Genomic DNA, 23,273 nt, shown 5'->3' with positions numbered 1-23,273 from the left:
GTTTCTGACAGTAACAATTTACTGATTAATGCTTAACAGGGTTAAGCGTTTCAGGGCAGACTACAGGCTAGCGAAGTTAGAAGTCAATTTTGTACAGGTGAAGTTTTTGTGATTAACGCGTTATGAAATTTCATCCGTAATATTCAGCAAGCGTTCAAGATAGTGTTGATCTATACCATAAAACTGTTTTATTTCAGCAACTTGCTTAAGTATATTTTCTCTGTTGTATTTTTGTTTGTTTTTTGTTGCTAAAATCATCTTATTTTTACTGGTGTGTTCCAGCGATACGAACTCAAACACCTTGGTAGTATAGCCGGATGCCTCAAGTAATAAGGCACGCAGGCTGTCGGTTACCATTTCGGCTTCCTGGCCTAAATGGATACCATGTATTAACATTGGCGCCAGTACTGTCGGCATTTTCATTTGTGGCCGGATTTGTTTATGACAGCATGGTGAGCACATAATGATATCTGCGCCAGTAGCAATACCCATATGAATGGCGTAATCCGTAGCAATATCGCAGGCATGCAACGCTATCATCACGTTAATACCCCGGGCTTTAAAATGCTTCACGTCGCCCTGCTCAAACGCTATGCCTTTAAGGTTCAGCTTCGCTGCAGTGCTATTGCACAAATCAACCAGATTCTGCCTGAGCTCAACCCCGGTAACTTTAGCGTCCAGCCCCAGGGTACCGGTAAGATAATCGTGCATAGCAAAGGTTAAATAGGCTTTACCTGAGCCAAAATCAGCCACATGCAGCTGCTTTTGTGTACTCAGACCAGTGTCTTGTACAGCACCGGAGAAAATCTCAATAAACTTATTAATTTGCTTCCACTTACGCGACATTGCCGGTATCAGTTGCTGACGGGCATCGGTAACGCCCAATTCCTGCAAAAATGGTCTGTCTAATGTCAGGTAACGATGCTTTTCGCGGTTATGGCCAGCTTGCTGCACAGTTACCGGCTGAGTTAAACGCTTGTTCTGATACAGCACTTTGCCCTTTTTACTGATGCTAAGCTGCGCTTCGGCCTCAGCGGTAAATAAATTAGCTGCATAAAACTGCACACCCAACAACGCCTTAATTTCGTTTATTGCCTGTTCAGCCGTAAAGTTATGCGTTACGTCGTTGGTTTGATATTTGTAGGTAAAACTCAGCTGCCATTGGTGTTTCAGCTCTACCGGTCTTATCTGTAGTTGTTTTAACGGCTCTGCCCCCTGGTATTTACTCAGCACCAGCTTATGCAGCTGTTTTGCCGCAATAGCGCTGCTAAGCTGAGCTAAAAAAGGCTCAAGTTCGGCTGAAGTTTTTTCAATAACAGACATACGGGGTTCCGCTACAACAAAAATTGCCGCTAGTGTAGTCGGATCCGCACGGAAGAGAAAGAACGCCGGTAAAAATCAGGCGCTATAGCGATAAGGTAATGCCACATCCAGGGCACTGACACGGTTGCGCAGCACTCGTACCACCTGTAAACGTGGCAATGCTTTACCGGCCAGTGTATTTATTTCACCCAGCAATAAACAGGTTACACAATCAGGTTCAGCAGCCAGCACCAACGCATATTGGTTAGTTAACCCGCGTAGTATGACCACATCATGCTGAGCGGCATTACACTGACTGCCTGGCTGAAAATACCAGCTTTTATGCGCCAGTTGTTGCAAAAATGGCGCACACAGTGCAGTAAGGCATAACTCCAGCCGTACAGCAGCCGGCATATCCAGTTGCTGCAGACTCTCGTCTATAGCCCAGAACGTTTCAGCTTCAGCCATAGACAACGCCTGCTGCTGCGGCTGTTGTATCAACTGGCTTGCAGTAAAAGGCGAGCAGAACTGTGCCTCATCGCTGATATCCAGCAATAAGCGGTCTTTAGTTGAACAGTAAGTCCAAAACCAGCGTTCTGACGGCCTGAGCATAGGTTTCCCTGTGATGTATTAAGTAGACTGTTTATCAAACAGTTATAGAAATACACTAAGCTGATCAAGATGTTAAAGACTGTTTTGTTCTAACATTGCAAGATCAGCTACTGATCCTTATAAGCTGGTTACGATCTCTTTTAGCAGTTGCGGGCCTTTGTAAATAAAGCCGGTGTAAACCTGCAGTAAATTAGCTCCGGCATTCAGTTTGTCCTGCGCTGACCGGGCATCGCTAATACCCCCCACACCAATAATTGGCATAGCGCTACCTACAGCGGCGCGCAGCTGGCGCAGCACTTCAGTGCTTTTATCCCGTACCGGTAACCCGCTCAAACCACCAGCCTCATCGGCGTAACGCTGGCCTTGTACCAGGCTTCTGTCCAGTGTGGTATTGGTAGCAATAACACCGTCCATTTTGCTTCTAAGCAGCGTTTCAGCCACCTGATTCACCGCAACCAGATCCATATCCGGTGCAATTTTTACGAACACCGGTACATATTTGTCATGCTGCGCCTGCAAATCCAGTTGTTCGTTCTTCACACTTTGCAGCAAATCATACAGTGCATCACCAAACTGCAGATCGCGTAAACCCGGCGTGTTAGGTGATGAAATATTCACAGTAATATAGCTGGCATGGGCATACACTTTACGCATACAGTGCACATAGTCATCTTTGCCCTGCTCGTTTGGTGTATCTTTGTTTTTGCCGATATTAATGCCCAGCACGCCCTTATAACTGGCTTTTTTTACATTCTCAACCAGATAATCGACGCCTTTGTTATTAAAGCCCATGCGGTTAATAATGGCCTGAGACTGTGGCAGACGGAATATACGCGGTTTGTCATTTCCCGATTGTGGTTTTGGCGTAACGGTACCCACTTCAATAAAACCAAAGCCCATCTGGCCAAATGCATCAATACATTCAGCGTTTTTATCCAACCCGGCGGCTAAACCCAACGGATTGTCAAAATGTATACCGGCCACGGTAACCGGCTTTAACGGCAAGGCTTGCCGCCATAAAGCTGCAGCAGGCGTATGAGCCAGGCGTTTTAAGCTGCCAAGGGCAAAATTGTGTGACCATTCGGCGTCACAGGCGAACATCAATTTCTGTGCTATTGGATAAAACATAAACGGCCTTATAAAAACAAAAAAATACCCCGGACAAGCCGGGGTATTGTAGCCAGTAAGGTTGTTATTTTACAGGGTCACAGTGGTGACTTAACAACATTAATTCACGTAATGCTACTGAGAACTTAGCAAACTCGTGGGTTTTGGTGGTTTTAAACTCAGCCAGCATCAGACGCCAGCGCTCCAGCAGCGCTTCATGCTCAGTCAGCCAACTGTTAATGACTTCATCTGCGGCACAAGCTTTACCACAGCTGCGCACCACTACGGCAGATAATGCACGTTGCTGCCAGTCAAGCTCTTCACGGTAAGAAGCACGCGCTAATGCCTGCCAGTGGTTCGCCACCGGCTGGTTGGTTATTTGCTCCAGGAACCAGTGCAGATCCAGCTTATCGCCCAGCTTAAAGTATATTTCTGCCGCCATAGCCAGTGGCACTTTTTCAGCATCCACCACCTGGGCAATATCCATTACCGAGAATACCGTGCTAAGTTGTGCCAGATACTGCGCGATATCTTCCGGTACGCCCTGCTCTGTCAGCACAGCTTGTTTTTGCTGCAACTGTTCAACTTCAGTTTGTGCCAGATAATTACCCAGCTCTTTATTCAACTGCTGATAAGCAGGTTTGAAGAAATCCAGCGTCTGCTGAATATCCAACGCTTTATTCCGGTGCCGCAGGAACCAGCGGGTAGCGCGGCGCATAGTGCGGCGCAGCTGATGGAATAGCTTGCTTTGCAGTGAAGCGGCAATAATATTGTCCAGCTGTTCAATCTTGCGCCACATGGCAGATACATCAAACAAATCACGAGCAATGGCATAGCACAGTGTTACTTCACCAACACCGGCACCGGTTTCTTCCAGCATACGCTGAGCAAAGTTCGGCCCCATTTCATTCACCATCATATTGGCCAGTTTAGTGGCAATAATTTCGGCTTTCAGTGGGTGAGTTTCCATTTCTGCAGCATATTTATCCTGCAGCATTTGCGGGAATGCAGCAAACAACTGACGCTTAAAGTAGTTATTTTCATAGATCTCAGGCAGTACCAGCCGCTCTTTTAACACCATCTTGCCGTAAGCTGTCAGAATAGACAGCTCAGGCCGGGTCAGGCCCTGGCCTTTTGCCATCCGATCAGCCAGTTCATCGTCTGAGGGTAAAAACTCCAGCTCGCGGTTTAACTTACCTTCTTTTTCCAGCGTATGAATAAAACGGGTATATTCTTTTAACTGCTCAGCACCCAGTAGCGATGACACACTGATACTCTGGGTTTGACGGTAGCAATCTTTAATAACGATAGCGGCAACATCATCTGTCATTTCAAACAGTATTTTGTTGCGCTGCTTCAGTGTCAGATCGCCGCCGGCAACCAGAGTGTTCAGTAAGATTTTAATGTTTACTTCGTTATCCGAACAGGTTACGCCACCGACGTTGTCAACGAAGTCGGTATTGATCTGGCCGCCATGCATAGCAAATTCGATGCGGCCTCGCTGGGTGCAACCTAAGTTACCGCCTTCACCGAAGATTTTTGCTTTAAGCTCTTTACCATTCACCCGCAGCGGCTCTGAGCCGCGGTCACCTACTTCTGCATGGCTCTCGCTGGTGGCTTTAACGTAAGTGCCGATACCGCCGTTCCAGATCAGATCTACCGGCATCATTAATGCCTCACGGATCAGCTCGTTCGGTGTCATACTGGCTTTAGTTGTGCCGAGCATTTCTTTCATTTGCGCTGACAGCTTTATCGCCTTGGCACTGCGCAGGAAAATACCACCGCCTTCTGAAATTAATGACTTGTCATAGTCATCCCAAGTGGACGTAGGCAGGTTAAACATACGGTTACGCTCTTCCCAGCTTTTTGCTGAATCCGGATTCGGATCAACAAAGATATGCATATGGTTAAATGCTACCTGCAAACGGATGTGTTTTGACAACAACATACCATTACCGAATACGTCACCGGCCATATCACCTATGCCGACACAGGTAAAATCTGTAGTTTGGCAGTCAATGCCAATTTCACGGAAGTGGCGTTTAACCGATTCCCAGCCACCGCGCGCGGTAATACCCATCTTCTTGTGGTCGTAACCGTTAGAGCCGCCTGAGGCAAAAGCATCGCCCAGCCAGAAGCCATATTCTTCCGAGATGCCGTTAGAAATATCTGAGAACGTAGCAGTGCCTTTATCTGCCGCTACCACCAGATATGGATCATCTTCGTCATGGCGCACCACATCTTTTGGCGGCACTATGGCGCCTTGTACGATGTTATCCGTGACATCCAGTAAACCGCGGATAAAGGTGCGGTAGCAGTCTTTGCCTTCATTGAGGAAAGCTTCACGGCCACCGGTTTCAGGCAGTTTTTTACAGACAAAACCACCTTTAGATCCGGTAGGTACAATTACCGTATTTTTTACTGTTTGTGCTTTTACCAGCCCAAGCACCTCTGTGCGGAAATCTTCACGCCGATCAGACCAGCGCAAACCACCACGGGCGACTTTACCAAAGCGCAGATGCACACCTTCAACTCTGGGCGAGTACACGAAAATCTCAAACATCGGTGTTGGCAATGGCATATCCGGGATTAAACCAGACTTAATTTTAAAAGAAATATAGGGTTTATCGTTACCCTCGGCACTCTTCTGGAAATAGTTGGTCCGCAGTATCGCCTTAATCATATCGACAAAACGGCGCACGATGCGGTCATCGTCAAGGTTAGCCACGTTTTCCAGCTGAGAAGCGATTTGCTCTTCCAGTTTGTCGGCCACCTTGCTGCTGGCTTTGGATTTAGGGTCAAATTTGTTGTTAAACAGCTGTACCAGCAAGTTAGCAAGTTCGGCATAACGGGCAAAAGTGCTTTCAACATAAGACTGGCTGAAAGTGCCACCGATTTGCCGCTTATACTTAGCCAGAGCGCGTAACAATGACGCTTCGCGGCCGGTTAAACCAGCGCCAAGGATCAGACGGTTAAAACCATCATCTTCCAGCTGACCAGCCCATACTTTGGCAAAAGAATCCTGGAATGACTGCTGTGCGGCTTCAAAATCGGCAGGTATCGCACAATTAAGCTCCATGGCGAAGTTTAAAACCCAGCTAACACTGCCATCGGCACATTTAACCGCGTATGGCGTTTCACCAATAACACGCAGGCCAAAGTTTTCCAGCATCGGCAATACATCAGATAAATGAATAGGATGGTCTTTATGGAACAGGTTCAGCCTTACCGCTTTGCTGTCGGCTTTTTCTTCCTGTGGCCGGTAAAACAGCATTTCCAGTTTGTGATCATCATTTAATGCTTCAAGCTTGCCGATATCAACCAGCGCGTCGTTTGGCAGCATTTCTTCCTTGTAGCTACGTGGGAAGGCATTAACATATTTGCCAATCAGTTCCCGGCCACGGGCTTCACCATATGCACCCAGTAAGGCGCTTTCTAATTTATCTTCCCAGGTGCGGGCCGCTTCAACTAAATTACGCTCAATTTCTTTCACTTTATACTCGACATGGCTATCGTTGATCCGCACCAGATAATGGGTACGTGCCAACACAGATTCAGAGAAATAAGTTGTAAACTCAACCGGTTCTGCGCTTCCGAGCGCACGTTGCAATATGGCCTGGGTTTCTTTACGCAACTGGGTGTTGTAACGCTCGCGCGGCACATACACCATGGCAGTAACAAAGCGCCCAAAGCTGTCTTTGCGCATAAACAGGCGTGTCATATCACGCTCTTGCATTTGCAGCACACCCATAGCCACATGCAGCAACTCATCTGCGGTTGCCTGAATAAGCTCATCACGCGGATAGGTTTCCAGAATATTCAGCAATGCCTTATATGCATGAGTACCGGTGGCAAATTCAGATTTTTGCATCACGGTAGCAAGCTTGTTTTTCAGCAGCGGAATATCTGCAGCACTGTTGTTGTACAACGACGACGAGTACAAACCAATAAAGCGATCTTCGCCAATTACCTTGCCATCTTTATCAAACTTTTTCACACCGATGTAATCAATATACGCCGGACGATGTACACGGGATTTATTATTGGTTTTGGTCAGGATAAGCAAGCCGTTACTAATAGCCTGCTTACGGCCGGTTTCCGGCAGTTCAGACAACATCAGATCGCGTGCCGCAGAGCGGCGCATTAAACCCAGTGACGTATCATCAATGCCACTGATTTTATAGTCACCCTTTACCGGGCCAATGGTGTATTCACGGTAGCCCAACAGTGTAAAGTTATCTTTGGCCAGCCAGTTTAAAAACTCGGTAACCTCTTTAATATCTTCTGCAGAGGCTTTACCGGCTTGTTTAGGCAAGGCTTTAATGACCTGTTGCAGCTTGTCCCGCGCTGGTTGCCAGTCTTGAACTGCCAGCGAAACATCTTCCATTACCGAGTGCAGTTCATCGGTTAAGCTGTCAATGGCAGCTTTGCCAGTCAGGCGGTCAATTTCAATATGAAATACCGTTTGCTGGGTGCTGGCTTTAGCTTTGCTGCCCAGTTTAAAGAAATCGGTAATTTGGCCTTTGCTGTCACGCTCAGTTTGCAATGGGTAGTGCAGCAGCAAATGCGCAGCAATCGACTGGCGGTTTAATGCCATGCGTACCGAGTCCACCAAAAATGGCATGTCTTTAACCACTATTTCTACGATAGTGTGTTTAGACTCCCAGCCATGCTTGGCAATTTCCGGATTAAATACCCGGATCATCGATGCAGGTTCAGCATGACCGTTAAAAGTCTGCCATAAACTCAGCGCTGCGCCGTATAAATCACTGTCATTACGGCCAACTAAATCTTCATTCGACATGTTGCCGTACAGAGTGTATGCGAATTTTTCAACCAGGCTCACCTGGTCTTTCACTTTTTGTTTAATCAGTTTGCTAACGTTTTGTAGTAGAACAGAGGGTTGACCGTCTATCAGTGCCATTTTTATATCCTTTTTGCAGTCACCGCTTTAGCAGCAGGATGTACCGAACATACCGGGTCGTGTCAGCTGCGCAGTGTAGTGCCAATTGTAGCGCTTTTCGAGTATTATTTGGGGCTTTTATGCTGGTTAAACCAGTGATTTTTAAAGACTCTGACAACTTATTCATTCACTTTAAATAGAAAATGGCCTTTCGGCCATTTTCGTGTTTATTCATGCAGAATTTATTTTACTTTTTACGCCATAAAAATGCCGCCAGTGCCGGCAGCACTAGTATGGCACCAAGCATATTTACGATAAACATAAAGGTCAGCAAAATACCCATATCTACCTGGAACTTCAGTGCTGAAAACACCCAGGTACTTACGCCAATGGCCAAAGTCATGCCGGTAAATAATACTGCACTGCCGCGCTCTTTCAGGGCTTCAAAGTAGGCCTGGCGCACCGGCATGCCGTCGCGTAGCATTTGTGTCATATTCGACAGAATATAAATGCCGTAATCAACACCGATGCCCACCCCCAGCGCAATCACCGGTAACGTTGATACCGTTAAGCCTATCTGCAGTTTTGTCATTAATGCGGTAGCCAGCACCGACACCACATACAAAGGTAAGATCACCGATATAGTTGCGCGCAGTGAGCGGAAACTCAGCAAACACAACAAAATAACTGCGCCGTAGACATACCACATCATAGGCTGTTGGGCTTCTGACACCGCTTCGTTAGTTGCAGCCATTACGCCGGCAGGGCCTGACGCCAACATAAAGCGCGTTTGTTCGTCACCCAGCTCTGCACCATATTTTTTAGCCGCTGATACCACCCGCTCAATAGTTTCTGCCTTATGGTCCTGTAAAAACAGAATAACCGGCATTACAGAACAATCTGCATTTAAAAGGCCAGTGCTGGTTTCCACCCTGGATGAAGCCTGAACCAGACTCTGCGTATTGCGAGGCAACACCCGCCACTTAACATTGCCTTCATTAAAGGCTGCGTTAATTGCTTTAGACACTGAAGGCAATGACACTGCCGACTGCACACCTTCAACGTTCTCCATAAGCCACTGGAAGGTGTCAATTTTTGCCATAATGTCATGTTCAGTACAGGCACTTGGAATAGTCTCAACCATTACATTTAAGTAATCGACTGAAATAGCATAACGGTCTGTGATTAAAAATGTATCCTGGTTATAGCGTGAATCTTCATGCAGTGCCGGCGCTCCGGCATGTAAATCGCCAATTTTGACTTGCTGGCTTTGCAAATAACCAAACACAAACAAGGTGGCAGTAACCAGTAGGATGACGGCCGCATATTTACGGCTGGCAAAAGCCGACAGCGTAAACCAGATCTTATCTGTTTTAGGTGTGGGTGCCGCTGCGCGTTCCTGATAACGCTTACTGAACTTAACAAAAGACATCAGCACCGGCAGCAATATCAGGTTAGTCAGAATAATCACTGCCACACCTAAGCTGGCGGTAATAGCTAATTCACGAATAACACCTATTTCAATAATCAGCAGGGTTAAAAAGCCAACTGTATCAGATAACAGTGCCACGCCGCCTGGAACCAGCAGTTTTCTGAAACTGGCCTGAGCCGCTGTTTTGGCGTTCATCCCGGCGGCAACCCGCTTGCCGGTAGAGTTAATCATCTGTACGCCATGGCTGACACCAATAGCAAATACCAGAAATGGCACCAAAATTGACATAGGATCAATGCCAAAGCCCAGTACCGATAACAAACCCATTTGCCAGATCACGGCAATCAGCGAACAGGCAATAGGTAATATAGTAAGCATTAGTGAGCGGCAGAAAAACAGCACCATCACCGAGGTTATAGCAATAGCTATGGCAAAAAATACCAGCACGCCTTTAGCGCCATCAGCCACATCGCCAACCATCTTGGCAAAACCGATAATATGCACACTGATGCTGTCGCTTTGGTATTTCCCGCGGATATTTTGCTCCAGCACTGAAGCAAAATTAATGGTGTCCAGTTTTTCGCCGGTATCGGGGTTAACTTCAAGCAACTGGGCAGAAATCATGGCACAGCTGTAATCATCAGCCACCATGCGCCCTACTACGCCGGCTTTCTCAGTATTCTCTTTTACTTTGGCCAGGCCTGCTGAATTGGCAACAAAATCGGCCGGGATCACCGGACCGCCGGCAAAACCATCTTCAACAACCTCAACAAAACGGGTACTTGGGCTGAATAACGACTTTACCTGCACCCGATCAACACCCGGAGTATAAAGCAACTCATCGTGAGCCTGACGTAGGGTAGTAAAAAAGCCGGCATTAAAGATATTGCCGCTTTCATCGCATAATGAAATCAAAATGTTATTCGCACCACCAAAGTCTTCAGCATGGCGCAAATAGGTTTGCATATATTCATGTTTTAATGGGATATTTTTTGTAAAAGCGGCGTCCAGCTTAATACTGGTAGCTTTAAACAGTAAAAATAGCGTTGCCAGCAAAAACGCGACAATCACCAGAGCACGATGACGAAACAGCGTATACTCAAACTTATTAACCAAACGATTTAAACTCATCTTATTTCAGTTCACTCAGGTTGATCGTTCTGACACCGGTTTCGGTTACCAGTACTAACAGGTTATGCCATACCAGGCCGTTGACTATGGCCTTACCATCAGCCTGGGAGTAATCCGTAAAACTTGCGGCACCATCACGACTTATCAGCAAAGTACCGGCATTGCCAACCAGATAAACTGAACCATTGTCATCGGAAAATGCACTGTTTAATGTTGCATGTTTGCTGAGCGTTATTTGTTGCCAGTGCATGCCTTGATCCTTGCTGATAAACGCATGGCCGCGCAAACCAACCGCCAGCAATGCCATTTGTGGCGTGCCTGTTATATCAAATAAAGAACCGTTGTAAAATGCACCAAGCCTTTGCCAGCTATCACCAAAATTTATGCTTTTTGCTGCAAAACCCGCCTCACCAATCATGTATAACGCATCACCGGCAGCATAAAGCCGGTTAAAATGTGGTAATAAAGCTTCTGTTTCAATTTGATAGCTTTCTGGATCTGTTTCTTTAAGTTCAGCTAAATATTCCCGCTCTTCTTCGAGCAACAATTCTTCATGAAAATGCTTATGCCAGTTGTTACCGCCATCATCAGTACGATAAAAAATACCATAGGCCCCTACAGCAATGCCTTTTTGGCTATCTGCAAAATAAATATCAAACAATGGTTTGTCAGTTTGTGGCGCATAGTGCTGTAGTTGCCAGCTTGCACCACCGTCTTCAGTTATCAGAATAGTGGCATCGTGGCCTACCGCCCAGCCCCGCTGCGGATTAACAAAGTATACGCTGTTCAAATTCGACTGCACCGGCACTTGTGCCTGGGTCCAGTTCTGGCCGTCCTGGCTAAGCAGAATATGCCCGCGTTCGCCCACAGCAACTAATTGCTGCCCATTTACCTTTACAAGATCTGTCAGCAGAGCCTTGTTTGCATTCGGCATCTGATATGCGGGCTGAGGCTCGCTCTGCTGTGCTTGCATCATAAATGGTGTAATGGCAGCTACAGCACTTGCTGCCAGTAACCAGATGAATTTATTCAACATAATCTGAGCATTTACTCTATCAAACTTTCTAAATAAAAACGGTTGGCACTAAGCCAACCGTAACCGGGTTACTACTCTACTTAACGGGTACCTTCACGACGCAGCGCAGCTGGTGTGAAATCAGCATCTGTCAGGCTAACGGAGAAATTATACATTTTATCTTCGTTATCCAGACCCAAAGCTATATAACGCCGTGAGTTAAGATCATGATAAACCTCTAACGTACTCCAGTGTGTTGGCACTTCATAGTAGTTCAGGCCATGAGCCACCGCGACACGGTATAATTCGTTACGGTTGTCATACAGATCCGCAACATGAATTTGCCAGCTGTCTTCATCAATATAAAACACCCGTTTACCATATACATGACGGGTATTGTCTTTTAATACTGCTTCAACTACCCAGACCCGGTGTTTTTCCCAGCGTACGTATTCCGGGTTAATATGACCGGGCATCAGCAAATCAGCATATTTAACCTCATTACTGTGAAGCTTGTAGTCGTTGTAAGCAATATACATTTCCTGCTTGCCTTTCAACGTCCAGTTGTAACGATCTGGCGAGCCGTTAAACATATCGAAATCATCTGTGGTACGCAGACCATCAGACGCAGTACCCGGTGCATCATAAGCAACATTGGGTGCACGACGCACACGGCGTTGGCCGGTGTTATATGTCCAGGCCTGACGTGGTGTTTTTACCTGGTCCATGGTTTCATGTACTAACAATGCCGTACCCGCCAAACGTGCAGGCGACGTTACCCCCTGCTTAAAGCGGAACAGTATATTTTCTGCGGTCAGCGCTTCGGCTGTTGCAGTAGGTTCTGAGTACTTAAACATTATCTGCTCATCAAAGCCGATAATCGTATAAGCGCCCGCAGCTGTAGGTGCCGCCTGACCGCCATTACGGCTTGCTGCTACACCGCGAAAACGCAGCAGGTGGTTCCATATTGCTTCCAGTCCATTTGCCGGGATTGGGAACGGAATACCAATTGCAGCGTTAATAATGCCGTTACCGCCTTCAATCAGCTCGGCTTTGGTGGCAATATTTTTCGTCGCATCGTAAACATACTGCGGATAAGATGCCGTACGGCGTGTTTGATAGATATTCATCTTGTATGTATCAGGATAAATTTCAAACAGCTTAATCTGGCCCGGACTTAACAGATTTTTATGCTGTTCCAGATTAGATTTGTCGATGGTGAGTATGATCTTATCATCAGCAAAGGGATTGGGATGATGCATACCAGGAGTATAACCGGCAGGCGCAGCGGTAATGCCGCCATTCCATGCAGGGATAGAACCGTCGGCATTGCCCGCTTTTTCTGCTCCAAGCGGTGTTAAATCATTGCCCAGTCTGGCGGCCTGCTCAGGCGTAATTTTTGCAGCAACGGAGCAACTTAACACCAAAGCGATGGCTGACGAAATTAGGGTGAGTTTCTTCATAATTAGTGCTCGTCCCTTAAATAGAGTACTTAATGTTAAAAGAGATAAAGTCACGGTCTTCTACGTTATTTGTTGTGCCTTGACCGCCCCAGAACATGTTGTATGACACTTCGCCTGACCACTTATTCAGATAATCAAAGCTGATGGCATACGCAAGAGACTTACGGTCTTCGACAAACAAAAATAACGGATCAGGTGTAATACCGTTAACATCATGCGAAAACACAATCCGTTGCGACAGGTTTACCCCGGCAAACACGTTGTTGTAATCGGCTTTAGCCAATAAACGATAACCCCAGGCCGATGCCGTTGGAAACGGGTTTGTTTCAGCCCCGTTTGACAAGCCTGTATGCAAACCATCTTTGTTTACCAGATTGCCATTCGCATCCCAGCCCAACAATGGTCCACCGCTACGATCAGTATTCGGGCCATTCAAACGTAAAACGCTTTGATCCGGCATATCCTGAATCCGGATACCGCCTACCTCAGCCAGCATAGACAAGTTATCAGCGCCCAGTGACGGGCCAAATAAATGCGTAAATGTCATCTGAGCCTGAATAGTGTCTCTTAAGATAAAGCCGTTAGCTTTCTGGCCAGGTTGCACCTTAACGCCAATGTCGCGACCAATTTGAGAAATACCTGCTAAATCAGGGCGTAAGCCGGCATTAGCAAGTTGCTCCGGCATACCGGCATACAGAATTTCCACATCGTCAATTTGTAAAGGTTCGTCCTGACGATAGGCTAATTCACCGGCTACTGAGGTATTACCTAAGGTTGTATTAAAACTAAAACCATAAAGCTTAATATCTTCAGGATACTCAATGAGCGCCTTTGAAAACGCTGCCAGGCTGGTAATGTTGTCTTTAGTAACACCGCCGGTTGCAGCCATAGTTGCCAGGCGACCGATATCCGCTGGAATTTGTGAAAAATCTGAGGCAATACCTGAAATAACCGGTACACGGCTATGATAGTTCATGTAATACACAGCAAATTCTGTGTCATTCAGGTTCGGCGCAAAATATTCAAACTTAATACCGTACTCGCCGCCGTCTTTAGGCTCTACTTCACCGGCACTGCCGTAAGGGCGCAAAGTTACTTTCGTTGGGTAAGCCAGATAAGCCTGCGCAGCCTGCGCCGGATCAAGTGCGCCACCGGCAACAGCAGAACCCAGCGCATTCAGATTGGCCAGCACATGAGCAAGGTCAATATCCGGGTTACCGGCAAAACCTAACTGCACGTTTTGCAAATAACCACCTTCACCGGCAAAGTCATTGGTTGAGAAATAAGTACCTGGCACCGGCAGATAGCTGTTTACCCACTGGTACTGATAAAACAACTCGGTTGACAGATTGTCAGTTAAACCAATGCTGATGGTTGCCATACCAACCGGAATATAAGCCTCTTTTAACTCAGCGCCTGGCGCACGCGCCACGCCAACATCAATAGGAGTAATATTGATACCATGCTGGATCAGGGTACTTTCACCCCAGCTTAATACCTGTTGCCCCACTTTAACGGTAACCGGGTTCATACCGTTGTTAAAACTGAAATTACCGTAAACATAGGCATCCAGCAGGCGAATATCACGACAGGTTAAATCCCTGGCATCTTTGTCAGCACAAGGATCAACTTTCTGACCCGATACCGGGTTGGTATAAGCTCCGTCTTTATCCATCAGCGCGAAGTCGTAAAAATACATAAAGCGGGTAAACAAACCGATATTGTCTTTGGTAACAGACAGCTCATGTAAACCTTTAAACAGACTGCTGAACATATCACCTTTGTCATAGTTCAGGTTACCGGCGTCACCATTACTTGAATAAGCTCCCGGTTCCTGCCAGATTTGCGATGGTAAATAGATATTATTCGTTGCTGCGTTGTATCCGTCCCAATCGAAACGGGGGTGATTCACTTTACTGATTGTATCCCAATTTCTGTCTTCAGCACGCCAGCTGCCGCCGTAAGAGAAAGTGGAATCGAAAGTAATATTTACATCACCCAAACTCCAGGATGCTGCATGCACCGGTGCCATTGACAAGGCAAACAGCGCTGATGCAACACCTAAGGCTAAGGGATTCTTAGCAAAGGTTATTGACCTTTTATTCATCTGATTATCTCCCCCTGTCCCGCAGGTTTTTATAAGTGTCTTTTTAGTTATATTATCAAGCCAACTGATCAGAGCTCAGCTTACTTCATTAAAATAATTACATCATTTCAAGCTGCAAGCAAGGCTTGCCAATACGTAAATCTGTTGATTTTTATTCAGTTTTTCTCAAAAACGGCGATGTTTTAAGCTTTTTTACCATGCTCTGGTTTAACCTTTTCAGCACCGCGCGTAATAAGCAGCTATAAGCTAATGAAATTAAAGGTCAAACCAGCAGTAACTGCAAGCTATTGTTTTAATTCACCGTTTAAAGTACATACTCTAATTAATTTTTTCCAATGCTACAAAACTATCGTTATCTGCCAGCGTTAAACGAAAACGCCCGCGCAAACCGTTAATATCAACATAACGCTGAAAATGCCTAAACTGTAGCTGGATCCGCTCACCGTTGTCTGCGGTAACTATCACGTATTTAATATCTCCGCGATAATAACCATAGCACTGTTCAGCACTGAGGCTGGCATTAAAAAAATATCTGCGCATCAATTCAGACTTCGGCTAACCTTTTCATATACATCATTGCTGATATTGCTTTGCCCTGCGATCTGCAGCAGTGCGGCACGCATCTGCTGCTGACGATCAGAGTCAAACCGCCGCCAGCTTAATAAAGGAGTGACCAGCCTTGCTGCCACCTGAGGGTTAAGCGGATCAAGCCGCAATACAGTGTCAGCAAGTAGTTGATATCCTTTGCCATCAGCACGGTGAAATTGCTGTGGATTACGCAAACTGAAGGCCGAAAACAACGCCCGTACCCTATTGGGGTTTTTCCAGCTAAATAACGGATGCGTCAGCATGGTGTCTATCGCTTCAAACACTTGCTCACCGGGTTGCGATGCCACCAGCGAAAAACACTTATCCATTACTAAGGCATCATGTTGCCAGCGCCTGGCAAAGTCAGTAATCAATGGGCTAAATACGGCAGCTTCTGATTGCTGGGCAGCTGTTAAAGCCGCCATTGTATCAGTCATATTGTCTGAGTTTGTATAGTGCGCATGCAACAGTGATTGGTAGTTATTAAGTTGTGCCAGATAATTCAGACACACTGCACGCAATCTGCGCACACCAACATCATGGTCCTGATATTGATAAGGCCCGGTGTTTAGTGCGTTATAACAATTGCTGAACGATGTGGCCAGTTGTTCTGCCAGCAGCTGTTTAAACTGACGGAGGCAGCTTAGCAGGCTATCTACCGGGATCAGCTGGTATTGCTCTGCCAGCGTATCAAAATCCGGTAACGTCAGTAATTCTGCTGTCATCGCCTTATCGGAGCCGGGCTGCTCCAGCCAATGTTGCAGTAGTTTAAATAGCGCTGGCGGTAATACAGCACCGCTAGCACCTGATGCGACTTGCTGCGCTATCTTGCGGCTCCAGAATTGTTGCATTGCATCCCAGCGTGCAACGCCGTCAGTAGCCTGACTGGCTATAAATAATAAGTCATCATCAGTGTATTGCGCTGTTAACTTCACCGGGGCGGAAAAATGCTCCAGCCACACCACAACCGGAGCTTCTGTAATGTCCTCGAACAGATACTGTTGTTCACTGTCGTTCAGTAACAATAAATGCCGCTGTGACGCTTTACCGTTATACAGCAATTCAATTTGCACCGGTATCAGCAATGGTTGTTTGTCTGTCTGCTCAGTTGTAGGGGGTGTTTGCTGTGCAAGCGACAGTATTAACTGTGAACGTGTTGCATCATAACGCTGAGTTGCCGTTAACAGTGGTGTACCAGACTGGCTGTACCATAAGTGAAACTGCGATAGATCCTGTGCCGCAACATCCTGCATGGCCTGCAAGAAATCGTCACAGGTTGCAGCCTGACCATCGTGACGCTGCAGGTACAGCGCCAACCCCTTGGCAAAGGTATCGCGCCCCAGCAGGGTTTGCAGCATGCGGATCACTTCGGCGCCTTTATCATACACTGTAACAGTATAGAAGTTATTCATCTCCAGCACTTGCTCTGGCCTTATCGGATGTGCCATCGGGCTGGCGTCCTCTGCAAACTGAGCTGTACGTATCAGCTTAACTGCATCTATGCGGCATAACGTGGCAGAGCCCATATCGGCACTGAATTCCTGATCGCGAAAAACAGTTAAACCTTCTTTCAGGCTAAGCTGAAACCAGTCACGGCAGGTAACACGGTTGCCGGTCCAGTTATGAAAATATTCATGGCCAATAATTGACTCTATATTAAAATAATCACGGTCAGTTGCACTGGCAGCGTCAGCTAACACATACTTGCTGTTAAAAATATTCAGGCCTTTGTTTTCCATGGCACCCATGTTAAAAAAGTCTACGGCCACCACCATGTAAATATCCAGATCATATTCCAGGCCGTAACGTTGCTCGTCCCATTGCATAGCGCGTTTTAACGACTCAAGAGCAAAACTGCCTTTGGTTAGCGCTCCTTTATCGACAAACAACTGCAGGTTTACTTTACGGCCAGATTGGGTAATAAAGTCATCGGTCAGAACATCAAAATCTCCGGCAACCAAAGCAAACAAATAACAGGGCTTTGGAAAAGGATCATGCCACTGCACTACCCTTAAACCTTGATCGTCAATATGTTCAGATATCTTATTACCATTAGATAATAAATACGGATACCGTTTGGCATCGGCTTTAATGGTGACTTTATATTCTGCCAGTACATCTGGCCGGTCCGGAAAATAACTGATACGCCGAAAACCCTCTGCCTCGCATTGTGTACAGTAAGTGTCACCAGCCATATACAAGCCTTCAAGCGCGGTATTATGCCTGGGAGCAATATCACAAATAACGGTCAGTTCGCATTGCTGCGCAACGGTAAATATAGTCAGGCCTTCTGCATCAAGCAGGTAATCAGCCGCCCCCAGCAACCGCCCGTCAATTGCTACACTGATCAGTGTCAGCTGCTGTCCGTCCAGTTTTAACGCCACATCAGCCCGGTTGCGCTTAACTTGCAATACCGAAGTAACCCGGGTGGCCTCTGCATCCAATTCAAAACACAAATCGACATGACTGATGCTAAAAGCAGGCGCTGTGTAATCTGCAAGGCGCTTTGCCGTGCGCGGTAAACTATTCTGAGACATAAGCAGGCTTCCGGTAAAATAAATAACGATATAGCTAAGTATAATGACGAAAAAGCCTGAACAACTCAGGCTTTTTTTTCCAGCTACACTTTAGCAGTTTGAGGCCTGACTGAATCAGGAGGGGTCAGGCGCAGTATTTTGATGCCGCAATAGGCATAGATAATAGCTAACAGCGGGTTGATAAGATTAAAGAAGGCATAAAATGCATAATCAAGCGGGCTAACCTGAAGCACACTGTGCATATAAGCACCACAGGTATTCCAAGGTATCAATGGGCTGGTAATGGTGCCGCCATCTTCCAGGGTGCGGGACAAATTAACCGGCGCCAGTTCCCGGCGCTCATACTCCTCTTTAAACATCCGCCCGGGCATAACAATCGACATATATTGATCGGCCGTTAGTATATTAGTGACAAAGCAGGTAGCAATAGTGCTGGTAATTAACGAACCTGTGCTGCGGGCAAAAAATAAAATTGACGTAACAAACTTACGCAGCAAGCCTATTTTTTCAATGGTGGCGCCAAACATCATGGCACTAAAAACCAACCAGACGGTGTTAAGCATACTGGACATGCCGCCCCCGCTGAGTAGATCATTCAGGCTGTCGTTGCCGGTATCGATACTAAAACCAGCATGCAGGGTATGCCAAACCAACTTGGTAATGCCTAAAGCTGCAGGTATATCCTGCTCAACCAGACGGCTTAATAGCTCTGACTGAAAAAACACTGCCCACAATGCACCCAGTAAAGCACCGATAAAGACTGTTGGAAACGCCGGAACCTTCTTTATTGCCATCGCCAACAAAACAAATAACGGCACCAGTGATGCAAGGCTTATAGCAAAGTTTTGTTGTAGCACATCACTGATTTGATCGATACGTGCGATATCAGAGCTAACATCAGAGTTAAACCCAATAATAGTAAACAGCAGTAGGGCCAGTACAAAACTGGGAATGGTAGTCCACAGCATATGCCTGATATGGTCGAACAAATCGGCACCGGCAACAGCAGGTGCCAGATTGGTTGTTTCACTCAGCGGCGATAGTTTGTCACCAAAATATGCGCCTGATACTATAGCTCCGGCAGTGATCGCCGGTGACAGCCCAAGGCCGCCGGCAACGCCAATTAAAGCAACACCTATTGTGGCTGCGGTAGTCCAGGAACTGCCTATACTCATTGCTACAATGCCACATAACAAACAGCTCGCAGCATAAAACCAGCTTGGGCTTAAAATTTGTAAACCGTAATAGATCAGCGTTGGCACAGTACCGGACAACATCCAGGTGCCAATTAATGCCCCCACTGATAACAGGATCAGTACTGCCCCTAAAGACAGTGAAATCCCCTTCACCATGGCTTTTTCCATCACTGACCAGCGATAACCATTTTTAAGACCTATAACAACCGCTACGGCCGTTGCCATAAATAAGGCTATCTGATTGGGCCCGTAAGATGAGTTATCAGCAAACAGATATACTGAAGCTGACAGCAATACTATCAGCACGACCAGAGGAATGGCTGCATCGAGAAAGCTGGGTTGTTTTTCCGTCATGTATTTTACTCCGATTGGTAAAAGGCGCCTGCGGCGCCTGACACCTTTATTATTGTTATACTTATACTCGCTACTGCTTACAAAGACCGATAGAACATGACGGCTATAATCAGTGGACAGACAAACTTAACGTACCATGGCCATATCCGCCAGAACCAGCTGTACTCGGCCTGTAAATCACCTTTTTTCAGTTCCTGCAGAATAGCATTACGCTTCCAGACCCAACCGGCAAATATGCACAGCATTAAGCCAAGCAAAGGTTGGCTGTAGCGGGTTGTTAATGTAATAACAAAACCAAACAAGCTATCGAAATTAAAAATAATAGTAAGGCTGGCAGCAAAAATGACGGCAGCAACTAACCAAACGGCCTTTTGTCTGGCGACATTGCGGTGCTCCACCATATATGACACCGGAACTTCCAGCATTGAGATAGACGAGGTAAGAGCAGCAATAGACATAAGCAGAAAAAAAGCTAATGCTACCAGCAAGCCAACCACACCCATGGTACTAAATAATGACGGTAGCACTGTAAAAATAAGCGTATCTTCAGCTAATAACTGTCCGTTTTCACCGAAAATTTGTACACCGTTGTGTAACGCCACATACATAGCAGGAATAATCAGCAAACCAGCTAACACGGCCACACCAATATCAACTAAAGATACCGCAGCGCCTAGTCTGGGCAGGTTTTCTGTATGACTGACATAAGAGCCATAAATAAGCATAGTGCCAACGCCAAGTGACATGGAGAAAAACGCCTGCCCCATCGCACTAATCAGTAAATCAGGGTTTAGTGCTTCTGCAAAATCAGGCAGAAGATAAACTTTCAGCCCTTCCATGGCACCTTGCTGAGTCATAACATAGCCAAACAGCAGCAGCATAATAACAAACAAGGTTGGCATCAGCCTGACTGACCAACGTTCAATGCCGTTAACCACGCCACCACTAACAATACCAACCGTGAGTAACATAAACAGTGCGCAAAAAATGATATTGCGGCTTAATGAAAACGAAATCAGCCAATCAGCAATATGCGCCATACCGGCAATACTGGCCACTGCTTCCAGCGCATGAGCCAGCATCCAGCCGCCTACGATGCCATAAAACGCCAATATCAGCGAAACAGTAACCAGGCCCCAAACACCAACAAAACGGCCGCTACGACCATTTGATATTTGTCCAAGCGCATCAACCACATTCGACTTTGTTGCACGGCCAATTAATAACTCAGCCATTAACACCGGATAGGCCAGCAAAAAAGCCAAAATCAGATACATCAGAACAAAAGCAGCACCACCATTACTGGCAACCTGAGACGGAAACCCCCATATATTACCCAGCCCGACAGCAGAACCTGATGCCGCCAGAACAAAGCCGATCCTCGATGAAAACTCACCGCGTGCATTCATAGTTAAACCTTTATAATTATTATATTTTTCAAATTAACAAAAGGCGGTAATTAATACCGCCTTGTAGGGTGTGTGTATAGCTTAATTTATTTTTTTGCCAGCCGGGTAACGGCCTTCAGATCAGCTGTAATGCTGGCAGCCTCTTCCAAAAAGGCGTCTATTTTTTCTACCTGCTCCGGTACATCATCCAATGATGTAACTTCGGGCAGGCCCAGACGTTTTAGCCGCTCATTAGTGCGTACCAACTGTTTTGCTTTATTTTTATCGCGTTCAGCAACACGGTTTGCCTCACGCAAAGATACCGTTTTATCGTTTATCTGCTGCTTGTAATCAGCAATGTCCTGCATCAGGTATTGAAACTCAACTTCTTTGCTAATGCGGGCCTGATGTTTTTCCTGCAATGTAGGCACCAACTGGGAAAGATCATTTAATGTGCTGTAGTTTGCCGCGTTGATGGAATCCCACGGTAAAGCATATTCTTCTTTACTCTCACCCCATTCTGCCGGATCTATAGCCGTAGGGAACTGTATATCAGGGATCACACCTTTGTGCTGTGTACTGCCACCGTTAATACGGTAGAACTTGGCAATGGTGTATTGCACACTACCGAGCGGGCTTTCAAACATATCGTAAATACGGCCCAGGCCACGATGTTGCTGCACGGTGCCTTTACCGAAGGTCTGCTCACCAACAATTAAAGCCCGGCCGTAGTCCTGCATAGCGGCAGCAAAAATCTCTGACGCTGAAGCGCTGTAACGATCAACCATTACCGTTAACGGGCCATCGTAGTAGCTGACACCGTCGTTGTCCTGCGATACGGAAACTTTACCGTCACCTTCGCGTATTTGTACTACCGGCCCCCGGTCAATAAACAACCCGGTCAGTAAGGTGGCTTCCTGCAGAGAACCACCACCATTACCGCGTAAATCAACAATGATACCGTCAACTTTTTCTGCTTTTAAATCAGCCAGCAGCTTTTTGACATCGTCGGCAAGATTATTATAGAAACCTGGAATGCTAATCACGCCGATTTTCTGGTCCAGTTCAGACAATACCGGCTTAAACACTTCGGCTTTTGCCGCCCGATCTTCCAAACGAATTTTATCACGCACTATAGTAATAACCTGAGCCTGGCTGGTGCCGATATCATTTGCACCAACAACCTGCAGCCGTACAGTACTACCTTTCGGGCCTTTAATAAGGTCTACTACGTCATCCAGCCGCCAGCCAATAACATCAACAAACTCGGTTTTATCCTGTGCAACACCAATAATTTTGTCTTTCGGCTTTAACTTTTGCGTTAAATCAGCCGGCCCACCCGGCACCAGGCTTTGTATTACGGTGTAGTCTTCGTCTGCACGCAGCACAGCACCTATACCTTCAAGCGACAAATTCATTTCTTGCTGGAAACGATCGGCATTTCGGGGTGATAAATAAGAAGTATGCGCTTCAATGCTACGGGCAAAAGAATTCATTACCACCTGAAATACATCTTCGCTTTCCGTTTGGGCCAGGCGCTTTTGCGTGTTGCGGTAACGCTTGGCCAGAATGCTATTAATCTCTTCAGTTTCTTTGCCTGCAAGTTTCAGGTTCAGCGCATCAAACTTCACTCTTTGCCGCCAAATTTCATTCAGCTCTGCGGTATCAACGGGCCAGGCGGCGTTTTCCCGATCATAGGAGTACTGATCTTCAACGGTAAAATCAAAACCTTTATCAAGCAGTTGCAGAGCATAATCAAAACGCTCTGAGCGCCGCTTAAGTGTCAGGTTGAACATATCAAACGCAAAACTCAGATTGCCTTTGTTGATACCATCATCGAACTGATCACGGTATTTCTCAAAGCCTTCAACATCAGCTTTAGTTAATACATTACGATAATAGTCGAGGTTTTTAAGATAGGTATCAAACATTCTGGAAGACAGTGCATCATCCAATTGCACATTAGTGTAATGCCCGCGGGTAAACAATGCGGCGATGCGCTTACTGGCAGTGGCGTGCTGTGCATCCTGCGCCATAGTTGGCAGTACCAAAGGCTCTTTTGCAGCCTCAGGAGCGGCATTAAGACCAAAGACGACAAGAAGTGCTATTGCTAGTGCTGAATGTTTTTTCATAAGCTA

At 46.4% G+C, this 23,273-nt stretch carries 13 protein-coding genes; all 13 read right to left on the bottom strand.

Annotated features, from left to right (window positions below):
* Positions 1-120: 120 nt before the first annotated feature.
* The 13 genes from J3B89_RS10820 to prc all read right to left on the bottom strand — a co-directional run bounded on the left by J3B89_RS10820 (position 121) and on the right by prc (position 23,267).
* Complete coding sequence (locus J3B89_RS10820; RefSeq protein ID WP_215397585.1) at positions 121-1,323, bottom strand: class I SAM-dependent methyltransferase; 1,203 nt, start codon at positions 1,321-1,323, stop codon at positions 121-123.
* A gap of 75 nt (positions 1,324-1,398) precedes the next feature.
* Positions 1,399-1,914 (bottom strand): cell division protein ZapC domain-containing protein, encoded by a 516-nt coding sequence (locus J3B89_RS10815; protein ID WP_215397584.1) that lies wholly within the window; start codon positions 1,912-1,914, stop codon positions 1,399-1,401.
* Positions 1,915-2,031: 117 nt separating this feature from the next.
* Positions 2,032-3,042 carry a quinone-dependent dihydroorotate dehydrogenase gene (gene pyrD, locus J3B89_RS10810; protein ID WP_215397583.1) on the bottom strand — a complete coding sequence of 337 codons (1,011 nt, stop codon included), beginning with the start codon at positions 3,040-3,042 and terminating at the stop codon, positions 2,032-2,034.
* Positions 3,043-3,106: 64 nt separating this feature from the next.
* A complete protein-coding gene (locus tag J3B89_RS10805; protein ID WP_215397582.1) occupies positions 3,107-7,945 on the bottom strand; it encodes an NAD-glutamate dehydrogenase in 4,839 nt (1,612 codons plus the stop codon).
* A 226-nt stretch (positions 7,946-8,171) separates the two neighbouring features.
* The gene (locus J3B89_RS10800) at positions 8,172-10,487 is read right to left on the bottom strand and encodes an efflux RND transporter permease subunit (RefSeq protein ID WP_215397581.1); all 2,316 of its coding nucleotides are present in this window, start codon (positions 10,485-10,487) and stop codon (positions 8,172-8,174) included.
* A gap of 1 nt (position 10,488) precedes the next feature.
* Positions 10,489-11,523, bottom strand: coding sequence for a WD40/YVTN/BNR-like repeat-containing protein (locus J3B89_RS10795; RefSeq protein ID WP_215397580.1), 1,035 nt, complete (start codon positions 11,521-11,523; stop codon positions 10,489-10,491).
* An 80-nt stretch (positions 11,524-11,603) separates the two neighbouring features.
* The gene (locus J3B89_RS10790; RefSeq protein WP_215397579.1) at positions 11,604-12,965 is read right to left on the bottom strand and encodes a DUF1329 domain-containing protein; all 1,362 of its coding nucleotides are present in this window, start codon (positions 12,963-12,965) and stop codon (positions 11,604-11,606) included.
* A gap of 16 nt (positions 12,966-12,981) precedes the next feature.
* The gene (locus J3B89_RS10785; protein ID WP_215397578.1) at positions 12,982-15,072 is read right to left on the bottom strand and encodes a DUF1302 domain-containing protein; all 2,091 of its coding nucleotides are present in this window, start codon (positions 15,070-15,072) and stop codon (positions 12,982-12,984) included.
* A 318-nt stretch (positions 15,073-15,390) separates the two neighbouring features.
* Positions 15,391-15,612 (bottom strand): DUF2835 family protein, encoded by a 222-nt coding sequence (locus J3B89_RS10780; protein ID WP_215397577.1) that lies wholly within the window; start codon positions 15,610-15,612, stop codon positions 15,391-15,393.
* Positions 15,612-18,197 (bottom strand): aminopeptidase N, encoded by a 2,586-nt coding sequence (pepN, locus tag J3B89_RS10775; protein ID WP_215397576.1) that lies wholly within the window; start codon positions 18,195-18,197, stop codon positions 15,612-15,614. Before pepN ends, J3B89_RS10780 begins: the two co-directional genes overlap by 1 nt.
* 83 nt (positions 18,198-18,280) lie before the next feature.
* The gene (nhaC, locus tag J3B89_RS10770; RefSeq protein WP_215397575.1) at positions 18,281-19,747 is read right to left on the bottom strand and encodes a Na+/H+ antiporter NhaC; all 1,467 of its coding nucleotides are present in this window, start codon (positions 19,745-19,747) and stop codon (positions 18,281-18,283) included.
* A 77-nt stretch (positions 19,748-19,824) separates the two neighbouring features.
* Positions 19,825-21,156 carry a sodium-dependent transporter gene (locus J3B89_RS10765; RefSeq protein WP_215397574.1) on the bottom strand — a complete coding sequence of 444 codons (1,332 nt, stop codon included), beginning with the start codon at positions 21,154-21,156 and terminating at the stop codon, positions 19,825-19,827.
* Between the two features lie 86 nt (positions 21,157-21,242).
* Positions 21,243-23,267 carry a carboxy terminal-processing peptidase gene (gene prc, locus J3B89_RS10760; protein ID WP_215397573.1) on the bottom strand — a complete coding sequence of 675 codons (2,025 nt, stop codon included), beginning with the start codon at positions 23,265-23,267 and terminating at the stop codon, positions 21,243-21,245.
* Between the last annotated feature and the right edge of the window lie 6 nt (positions 23,268-23,273).

The organism is Rheinheimera oceanensis, from assembly GCF_018831085.1.
GTDB classification, from domain to species: domain Bacteria; phylum Pseudomonadota; class Gammaproteobacteria; order Enterobacterales; family Alteromonadaceae; genus Alishewanella; species Alishewanella oceanensis.
The sequence above is the reverse complement of the archived record's forward strand: the minus strand, read 5'-3'. Positions and strand labels throughout refer to the sequence as shown.